Annotated in this window: 10 protein-coding genes; 6 read left to right on the forward strand and 4 right to left on the reverse strand. The window is 67.4% G+C overall.

From position 1 onward, the window contains the following. Window positions 1–12 precede the first annotated feature (12 nt). On the reverse strand, window positions 13–564 hold the full coding sequence (locus NZK81_RS00650) for a GNAT family N-acetyltransferase (RefSeq protein WP_260043109.1): 552 nt from the start codon (window positions 562–564) through the stop codon (window positions 13–15). Window positions 565–638: 74 nt separating this feature from the next. Here NZK81_RS00650 and crtY point away from each other — a divergent pair, with 74 nt between their 5' ends. The 5 genes from crtY (at window position 639) to NZK81_RS00675 (ending at window position 5,402) form a co-directional block, all read left to right on the forward strand. After that, window positions 639–1,838 carry a lycopene beta-cyclase CrtY gene (gene crtY / locus NZK81_RS00655; protein ID WP_260043111.1) on the forward strand — a complete coding sequence of 400 codons (1,200 nt, stop codon included), beginning with the start codon at window positions 639–641 and terminating at the stop codon, window positions 1,836–1,838. Next, window positions 1,835–3,313, forward strand: a complete 1,479-nt coding sequence (locus NZK81_RS00660; RefSeq protein WP_260043113.1) for a phytoene desaturase — start codon at window positions 1,835–1,837, stop codon at window positions 3,311–3,313. The genes crtY and NZK81_RS00660 overlap by 4 nt, the downstream gene beginning before the upstream one ends. Further along, a complete protein-coding gene (locus NZK81_RS00665) occupies window positions 3,310–3,747 on the forward strand; it encodes a DUF1851 domain-containing protein (RefSeq protein WP_260043114.1) in 438 nt (145 codons plus the stop codon). Before NZK81_RS00660 ends, NZK81_RS00665 begins: the two co-directional genes overlap by 4 nt. A 1-nt stretch (window position 3,748) precedes the next feature. Continuing rightward, window positions 3,749–4,327, forward strand: a complete 579-nt coding sequence (locus NZK81_RS00670; protein ID WP_260043115.1) for an LOG family protein — start codon at window positions 3,749–3,751, stop codon at window positions 4,325–4,327. 76 nt (window positions 4,328–4,403) lie between these two features. Continuing rightward, window positions 4,404–5,402, forward strand: a complete 999-nt coding sequence (locus NZK81_RS00675; protein ID WP_260043116.1) for a phytoene/squalene synthase family protein — start codon at window positions 4,404–4,406, stop codon at window positions 5,400–5,402. 31 nt (window positions 5,403–5,433) lie between these two features. Here NZK81_RS00675 and NZK81_RS00680 read toward each other — a convergent pair whose 3' ends face one another. Then, window positions 5,434–6,723 carry a multidrug effflux MFS transporter gene (locus tag NZK81_RS00680; protein ID WP_260043117.1) on the reverse strand — a complete coding sequence of 430 codons (1,290 nt, stop codon included), beginning with the start codon at window positions 6,721–6,723 and terminating at the stop codon, window positions 5,434–5,436. 78 nt (window positions 6,724–6,801) lie between these two features. Here NZK81_RS00680 and dinB point away from each other — a divergent pair, with 78 nt between their 5' ends. Continuing rightward, window positions 6,802–7,923, forward strand: coding sequence for a DNA polymerase IV (gene dinB / locus NZK81_RS00685; RefSeq protein WP_260043118.1), 1,122 nt, complete (start codon window positions 6,802–6,804; stop codon window positions 7,921–7,923). Here dinB and NZK81_RS00690 read toward each other — a convergent pair. Then, the gene (locus NZK81_RS00690) at window positions 7,905–8,399 is read right to left on the reverse strand and encodes an NUDIX domain-containing protein (RefSeq protein WP_260043119.1); all 495 of its coding nucleotides are present in this window, start codon (window positions 8,397–8,399) and stop codon (window positions 7,905–7,907) included. The genes dinB and NZK81_RS00690 overlap by 19 nt on opposite strands. Then, a complete protein-coding gene (locus tag NZK81_RS00695) occupies window positions 8,387–9,004 on the reverse strand; it encodes a 6-phosphogluconolactonase (RefSeq protein ID WP_260043120.1) in 618 nt (205 codons plus the stop codon). Before NZK81_RS00695 ends, NZK81_RS00690 begins: the two co-directional genes overlap by 13 nt. Window positions 9,005–9,042: the final 38 nt, after the last annotated feature.

A 9,042-nucleotide genomic window follows, 5' to 3' on the forward strand; every position in this document is an offset into this window, starting at 1 on the left:
GCCTGCCCGCGGCTAGGCCCCTGCTTCCTGCAGTTCGTCGGGCAATGTCTCATTACCCGATCCCAGCTGGCGCTGCATCAGGAATACGTCGATCCACTGCCCGTGCTTCCACCCCGCGCCCGACAGCGTTCCCACCGGACGATAGCCGGCACGGGCGTGGAGGACCACCGAAGCCGGTTCGGATGCCGCGATGACCGCGAAGGCCTGGCGATACCCGCTCTTTTCGCAGGCCTCGACGAGCACGTTCAGCAGAGTTCCGCCGACCCCGCGCCCGACGCAGTCGGACCGGACGTAGATCGTCGTCTCGACGCTGTAACGATAGCCGTTACGAGGACCGTAACGATGCGCGAAGCCGAACGCGAGCACGCGGCCGGTGCTGTCACGCGTGACCAGAAAGGGATAACCCGCGCCGGTCGTATCGCTTATCCGCCGGCGGACTTCCGCCTCGTCCGGTGGCTCGGTCTCGAACGTCGCGGAGCTCTTCAGCACATAGTGCGCATAGATTTCCGCAACGGCTGCGGCGTCGTCCAGGGACGCATCGCAGACGATAAGGTCTTCTGTCATCCATGTGACAATGCCGCAAAGCAGCATCGAAGCCAAGTTGCAGCATTCACGAGCCATCCCTAAACGGGACGACGATGCAATCGGAACGCTGTGATCTCGCCGTACTGGGCGGCGGCCTGAGTGGCGGCCTCGTGGCGCTCGCCATGGCGCGGCACCGACCCGATCTGCGCGTCATTCTGATCGAGCGCGGCGAGAAACTGGGCGGCGATCACGTCTGGTCGTTCTTTGCCAGCGACCTTCCCCCGGGTGGCGAGGAGCTCGTCGAGCCCCTGATCGCGGCGCGCTGGCCGGGGTACGACGTGCACTTCCCGGGCCGATCGCGCCGCTTGTCGACGCCCTATCGCAGCGCGACCAGCATGAAACTCGATGCCGCCGTGCGCGCGGCCCTGCCCGGCGAATGCATCGTGACCGGGGCAGAAGTCTGCGCCGCGACGCCGACATCCGTCGTTCTCGCAGGCGGGCGCACGATCGCGGCCGGGGCCGTGATCGACGCGCGCGGCACCCACGGCATGGCGCATATGACGGGCGGCTGGCAAAAATTCATGGGACAGACCCTGCGCCTGTCCGCCCCGCACGGCCTCTCGCTGCCGGTGGTGATGGACGCCCGGGTGGAGCAGGTGGACGGCTATCGCTTCGTCTATTGCCTGCCGTTCTCGCCTACCGAGGTCTTCGTCGAGGACACCTACTATGCCGACACGCCCGCGCTCGACCTGCCCGTGCTGCGGCGCCGTCTCGCAGACTATGCCGCGCAGCACGGCTGGCGGGTCGAGGCGGTCGCCTACGAGGAGGCGGGCGTGCTGCCGGTGATCGCGGCGGGCGATTTCGACGCCTTCTGGCAGGCAGGCGACAGCGGAGCCGCGCGCGCCGGAACCGCTGCCGCACTCATCCATCCACTGACCTCCTATTCGTTTCCCGATGCTGTAAAATTCGCCCTCTACCTTAGCGCTCTCGACAACCTCTCGGGCGCGAGCCTAGAAAGGGCCAGTCATGCATGGGCCGCAGATCACTGGCGCCGGGGGCGCTTCTACCGGATGTTGAGCCGCATGCTGTTCGGCGCGGCGCGCCCCGAGGCACGCTGGCGCGTGCTCAAACGCTTCTACGGTCTGCCCCGGCCGCTGATCGAACGCTTCTATGCCGGGCGCTCCGGCCTTGCCGACAAGGCCCGCATTCTCGCCGGAAAACCGCCGGTTCCGATCAGCGCGGCGCTGGCGAGTCTGGCGGGACGCGGGCGGCCGCTCGCAGACCTGGCAACCGACGGAAGGGATCCGGCATGAAGAAAGCCTGCGTGATCGGCGCCGGTTTCGGCGGCCTCGCCCTCGCCATCCGCCTGCAGAGCGCGGGGGTTCCCACCACGCTGGTAGAGGCGCGCGACAAGGTGGGCGGACGCGCCTATGTCTGGGAGCGCGAAGGCTTCACCTTCGATGCCGGGCCCACGGTTGTCACCGATCCCGATGCCCTGCGCGAACTGTGGGCGCTTTCGGGCAACGACATGGCCGACGACGTCGAACTGATGCCGGTCATGCCGTTCTACCGCCTCAACTGGACCAACGGCACCGTGTTCGACTATTCGAACGACGAGCCCGCGCTACGCCGCGAGATCGCCCGGATCGCACCGCACGACCTTGCCGGCTACGAGGACTTCGTGCGCTATTCCGCCGGGGTCTGGCAGGAAGGCTACGTCAAGCTGGGCCACGAGGCCTTCCTCACCTTCACCAGCATGCTGAAAGCCGCCCCGGCGCTGGCCCGCTATCAGGCTTGGCGCTCGGTCTATTCGATGGTTTCCAGCTTCGTGAAGGACGAAAGGCTGCGCGAGGCGCTGTCGTTCCACACGCTGCTGGTCGGCGGCAATCCGATGACCACCAGCGCGATCTACGCCCTGATCCACAAGCTGGAAAAGGACGGCGGCGTGTGGTGGACCAAAGGCGGCACCAACAAGCTGGCCCGCGGCATGGCGAACCTGTTCGAACGGCTGGGCGGCGAACTTCGCCTCGGCGACAAGGTCACGCGCATCCATACGCTGGGCGACCATGTCACGGAGGTCGAGACCGAAAGCGGCTGGAAGCAGCGTTTCGCTGCCATCGCCAGCAACGGCGACCTGATGCACACGTATGGCGATCTGCTGGGCGACAACGCGCGCGGACGGGAAGTGGCGCACAAGCTGGCGCACAAGCGCTTCTCGCCAAGCCTGTTCGTCGTCCATTTCGGGCTCGAGGGCACCTGGCCCGGCATCCCGCATCACACGATCCTGTTCGGCCCGCGCTACAAGGGCCTGCTCGACGACATCTTCGAGCACGGCGTGCTGCCGCGCGACTTCTCGATCTATCTCCACCACCCGACCGTCACCGATCCCTCGATGGCACCGCCGGGCAAGAGCACGTTCTACGCGCTGGTGCCGGTCGCGCACATGGGCAAGCTGCCGATCGACTGGGACGAAGTGGGGCCCGAACTGGAGCGGCGCGTGCTCGCCGAGGTCGAAAGGCGGCTAATCCCCGACATCGCGGACCGCATCGTCACCAAGTTCCACTATGCCCCGCCCGACTTCGAGGCCGATCTGGGGGCCTACAAGGGCAATGCCTTCAGCCTCGAGCCGCTGCTGACGCAAAGCGCCTGGCTGCGCGCCCACAACCGCGACGACAAGCTGAAGAACCTCTATCTGGTCGGCGCTGGAACCCATCCCGGGGCAGGCATTCCCGGCGTGGTCGGCAGCGCCAAGGCGACCGCCAAGCTGATGCTGGAGGAACTGCGGTGAACCGCGTCCTGCAGGCGCTGCGGCGCGACTGGGGCTGGACCGGCGTGACATTCGCGGAAATCGTCGCGGCCAGCCGCATGGGGCACCTGCTGGTCGCCGACGCGGATGGCACGATCCACTACCTCGATCCAGAGACCCGCGAACTGATCCGGCTCGGAGGCGAGGAACAGGCGGCGCAATACATGGCCGATCCCGAAGTCGCGCTCGTGTGGCGCGCCGATGCGCTGGTCGAGGCGGCGCGAGAACGGCTCGGCGCGCCCGGCGACGGCGAAGTCTACACGCTCGCGCCCCATGCCCTGCTCGCCGGGAACTACGCGCACGAGAACCTGGTCCTCCAGCCGCTCGCGGACCTCATTTCCTTTGCCGGGCAAGTCGCCTGCCAGACCCGCGATCTGCCCGAGGGCACCCCCATCCAACTGAAGGTCATGGACTGAAATGAAACGCCTTGCCGTCTACTGCGGCTCCGCCACTCCCGCCGATCCCCGCTACATCGAGCTGGCCCGCGAGGTCGGCAGCACGCTGGCCCGGCAGGGCATCGGCGTCGTCTACGGCGGCGGCCGGCTCGGCCTGATGGGCGCGATCGCGGGCTCGGCCATGCTGGCGGGCGGTGAAGTGATCGGCGTGATCCCGCAGGCGCTGGTGAAGGGCGAAGTGGCGAATTACGACTGCGAACTGACCATCGTGTCCGACATGCACGAGCGCAAGGCCGCCTTCACGCGCCTGTCCGACGGGTTCCTGGTCCTGCCGGGCGGCGTCGGCACCATGGACGAGCTGTGGGAAGCGGTAAGTTGGGCACAGCTGGGCTATCACAACAAGCCGGTGGGCATTCTCAATGCCTTCGGCTTCTACGACGGCCTTCTGGCCTTCAACCGCCACATGGCCGAAGTCGGCTTCGTGCGCCCCGCGCATCAGGGCATCATCATGGCCGAAAGCGAGCTCGACCTGCTGCTGCAGCGCATGCACGCGCATGAGCCGATCACGCCGATCGTGAAGATGGACCCGGACGCACTGTGATGCGCGCGCCCTGCCATGTCCAGGAAGACGCAGAGCCGACGCCGCACCGTTCCGGCAGGGCCCTGCCTTCGCGAACATGACAAGGGGGAACTACGACCGCGCCACCCTTGTCGAATCGGCGCGCCGCTCGATCCGCCGGGGATCGAAGAGCTTTGCCGCCGCCAGCCGCCTGTTCGACCGCGAAACGCGCGAGCGGGTCTGGCTGCTCTACGCCTGGTGCCGTGCCTGCGACGACATCGCCGACGAACAGGACCACGGCCGGGCGATGGTGCACGGGCCGGTGGGCACGCGTCTCGCCCCCGAAGACCGCCTCGCCACTATCCGCACGCTGACCGAGCTGGCCATGGCCGGTGAGGAAACCGGCGCCCCCGCCTTCAACGCGCTGGGCCTGCTGATGCGCGAAGTCCCCCTGACCCGGGCGATGGTCGAGGACGTGCTCGCCGGTTTCGCGCTCGATGCCGCCCAATGGCGCCCGCGCAGCGAAGCCGACATGCTGCGCTACTGCTATCACGTGGCCGGCGCAGTGGGCGTGATGATGGCCAGCGTCATGGGCGTTTCCCCCGACGACGAGGACACGCTGGACCGGGCCAGCGATCTTGGCGTGGCCTTCCAGCTCGGCAACATCGTGCGCGACGTGTGGGAAGACGACGCGCATGGCCGCTGCTACCTGCCGGTCGAATGGCTCGCCGAAGCCGACATTCCGCCGGGCGAGGTGACCAAGCCGCATTACCGCCCCGCACTGGTCCCGCTGATCGCGCGCGCCTGCGCCCTTGCCCGCCAGTACGAGGCCTCGGCCCGCGTCGGCGCCGCGCGGCTGGCCTTCCGCCAGCGCTGGGCAGTGCTGTCCGCCGCCAACATCTATGGCGCGATCGCCTGCGAGGTGGAGCGTCTGGGCAGCCATGCCTGGGATCACCGCGTACGCACCGGCAGGATCGCGAAACTGCGTCTCGCCGCCGCCGCACTGGGCGAGGCCCGGCACGACCCCGCTCCCGCGCCAAGGCCAGCGCTTTCACGCCGCGAGCTGGCGGCGCTGGGCCGCGCGGCGAGTCCCGGCAAGCCTGCCGCTTCGGGTTAGGTCGTCCTCACAATCGCGCCCGCCGGCAGGTTCAATGCACGGTGGGCGGAGGCATGTTCTTGTAGAAGCCGGGCGGATTGACGCGGCGGAACAACTGGCCCCTTTCGGAATAAAGCACCAGGATCAGCGCGGTGGCCCCGCAGGCCGCCATGGTCGCCAGGATCGGCCGCGCCGTGCCGTCGTAGGCCTGCCCGATCAAGGCTCCCAGAACCGAGCCGCCCACCGTCCGCACGAACGACATGATCGAAGCCGCCGCCCCGCCGATGCGCAGGAAGGGCTGGAGCGAGATCGACTGGAAGTTCGCGCCGATGAAACTCATCATGCACATGCTGAGCGTCATCAGCGGAATAAAGATCCACAGGTCCTCGCCGCTCCAAGCCAGGGCCAGGTGGAGCACGGCCAGCGCGATATACGTGATCAGCGCCGTATGCGAGACGCGGCGGGCGCCGAAGCGCTCGACGATCCGGGAATTGACGAAGTTGGTGCTCGCCATCACGAGCGCCATGCATCCGAAAATCAGGGGGAACAGCTCTCCGGCACCGAAGTGTTCGGCCACCAGCTGCTGCGCACTGTTGATGTAGCCGAACAGCGCCCCCTGCACGAACGCCGCGCCAACGAAATAGCCCAGCGACGCGCGCTCGCGCAGTGCCATCACCATATTGCCGGCGATGACCTTCGGCGCGATCGACTGGCGGTGCTCCGGGTCCAGCGTTTCGGGCAGACGCAGCCAGACCCAGGCGAACACCAGCGCGCCCATCGTCGCGGTAATACCGAAGATCCAGCGCCAGCCGGCGAACAGCAGCACCGTCTGCCCCAGCATCGGCGCTAGCATCGGCGCGACCATGAAGGTCATCGCGATCATCGACTGGGTGCGCGCCATCCGGTCGCCTTCGAAACGATCGCGCAGGATCGCCATCGGCAACACCAGCATCGCCGAGGTGAACACGCCCGCGATCCCGCGTGCGATCAGCAGCAGCGTGAAGCTCCCCGAAATCGCGCAAACGATCGAGAGCAGGACATAGGCCGTAATGGCAGTCAGCAGGACCGGCCGCCGGCCGAACCGGTCGGCAATCGCGCCGGGAAACAGCGATCCAAGCCCCGAGCAGATCAGGAACACGCCGATGACGAGCTGGCGCTGGTTCGGGTCGCGAACGCCCAGATCGTCGGAGATGATGCCGAGCGCAGGCAGCATGACGTCGATCGAAATCGCCATCAGTGCCTGGACGGAGGCCATCATCGCCACGAATTCCACTTCCCCCATCGGGAAGCGGTCTTCGGCATGGGGGGAAGGCGCATCGGGGGAATGCATGGCGCTGCGCATGCCGCAACTGCGAATTGCGCGCCAGCAAATTCATGCGGGCGATGGCGCTTTTCATCCTGTCGGGCCTATAGTCACGGCATGTCGCCGCCAGACGGACAATCGGAGCAGGAGGAAGAGGCCGACGGGCTTCGCAAGGTAATCCATGTCGACATGGACGCCTTCTATGCCAGCGTCGAGCAGCGCGACGATCCATCGATCCGGGGCAAGCCCGTAGCGGTCGGCGGATCGGCGGGGCGCGGCGTGGTGGCGGCCGCCAGCTACGAGGCACGCGCGTTCGGCGTCCGTTCGGCCATGCCTTCTGTACGGGCCACGCGGCTGTGCCCGAACCTGATCTTCCGCAAGCCGCGCTTCGACGTCTACCGCGCGGTCAGCCAGGAGATTCGCGCGATCTTCCTCGACTATACGCCGCTGGTCGAGCCGCTCTCGCTAGACGAGGCCTATCTGGACGTGACCGCCGATATCAAGGGCATGGGCTCGGCCACCCGCATCGCCGAGGAAATCCGCAGGCGCATCAAGGCCGAAACGGGCCTCACCGCCAGCGCGGGCGTATCCTACAACAAGTTCCTGGCCAAGATCGCGAGCGACCAGAACAAACCCGATGGCCTGTGCGTGATTCGTCCGGGAGAAGGCGCCGCTTTCGTGGCCACGCTGCCGGTGCGCCGCTTCCACGGCGTCGGCCCGCGCGGGGCGGAAAAGATGGCGCGGCTCGGCATCGAGAACGGCGCGGACCTCGCAACGAAGGACCTTGCCTTCCTGCGCGCGCATTTCGGCAGCTTCGCCGAATATCTCTACCGCGCCGCGCGCGGCGTGGACCTCAGGCAGGTCCGCCCCAACCGCCCTAGGAAGTCGGTAGGAGGCGAGCGCACTTTCTCCGAGGACATCAAGGAACCCGAAGCCCTGCGCGAAACGATGGACCACATCGTCGACATCGTCTGGGAACGCATCGAACGCGCCGGAACGCGCGGGCGCACGGTGACGCTGAAACTGCGCTACGCTGATTTCCAGACACTGACGCGTGCGCGCTCGCTACACCATTTCGTGGCCGACAAGGCGGAGTTTTCGCAGATCGGACACGCCCTGCTGGAAGAACTGATGCCGCTGCCCCAACCGATCCGGCTGATGGGACTGACCCTGTCGGCACTGGAACGCGGCGAGGACGAAACGCCGCGCGCGAAGGACGGTCAGCTCTCGCTGCTGTAGGCCTGCCAGGCGGCGATCCATTCCCCGATACCACCACGCAGCCCGCGAGGCATGCGCTCGGGCAGGCTGTCGATGGCGAAGAAGCGCGCCTCGACGATCTCGCGCCGATCCGGCCGAGGCACACTCTCGGTGCGTCCCACGACGATATGAACCTCGTTGCTGGCCCCGTGGAGATCCTCGTCGATCACCGCCACCAGCCTTGCCCCGGTGAGCGTGCATCCGGTCTCCTCGGCCAGTTCGCGCATGGCCGCGGGCACCGGGTCCTCGCCCGCCTTGATGCCGCCGCCAGACGGCATCCACTTGTCCGAGCCATAGGAGTGGCGCACGAGCAGCACCCGCCCTTGCGAATCGAACGCCAGAACGCGAACACCCTTCACGGCCGGGCGCCGCAGCCTCCACACCTGCCGCCGGGCAAAGTGCGCAAGCCGGTATAGCGCCCGGTGCAGCGGCGCTGGCAGCAGCTTCAGCAGAAACACGTGACCTTGTGCCGCGCGGCCTTGAGCAGGCGGGCGACGGGCAGGTCATGCTCCCCCTTCACCGCCGCATCGAAGACCGCGCGCTTGTCGGCGCCGCGGATCACGAACACGATCTCGTCGCTGTCGGTAAGCGCGGGGATGGTCAGGCTGAGGCGGTCGAACGGAGCCTCGGGCGGCAGCGGATCGGGCGTCAGGCGGCGCACCGGGTGCGGATCGTCCGTCCTTGGATCGGTGTTGGGAAACAGCGAGGCGATGTGTCCGTCTCCGCCCATCCCGAGCCAGGCGATGGCGAAATGCGGTGGCTGCGCGTCTTCGGCAAGCGGCACGATATGCGCGCCGGCCGGCTCTAGCCGCGCGCGGATCTTGCCGACGTTGCTGGCCGGATGATCCTCGTCGACGATGCGATCGTCTCCCGGCCAGACCGAAATCCGATTCCACGGCAGGTCTGCCTTCGCGAGAAGGTCGAAGATCGGAAACGGCGTCGAGCCGCCGGGCACGGTCACCGCGATTTCCGGCGCGGTTGCAAGCGCCGCCCGCAGCCGGTCGGCGAGCCATGCGGCGATGACGCCATCCCCCGCGCCTTCGATCATTTCGAGTTTGGGCATGGGAGCAGTTCTAGCACTCCCCCCGGCCGCACGAAATG

The organism is Novosphingobium mangrovisedimenti (assembly GCF_025153475.1).
Classification (GTDB): Bacteria; Pseudomonadota; Alphaproteobacteria; order Sphingomonadales; family Sphingomonadaceae; genus Novosphingobium; species Novosphingobium mangrovi_A.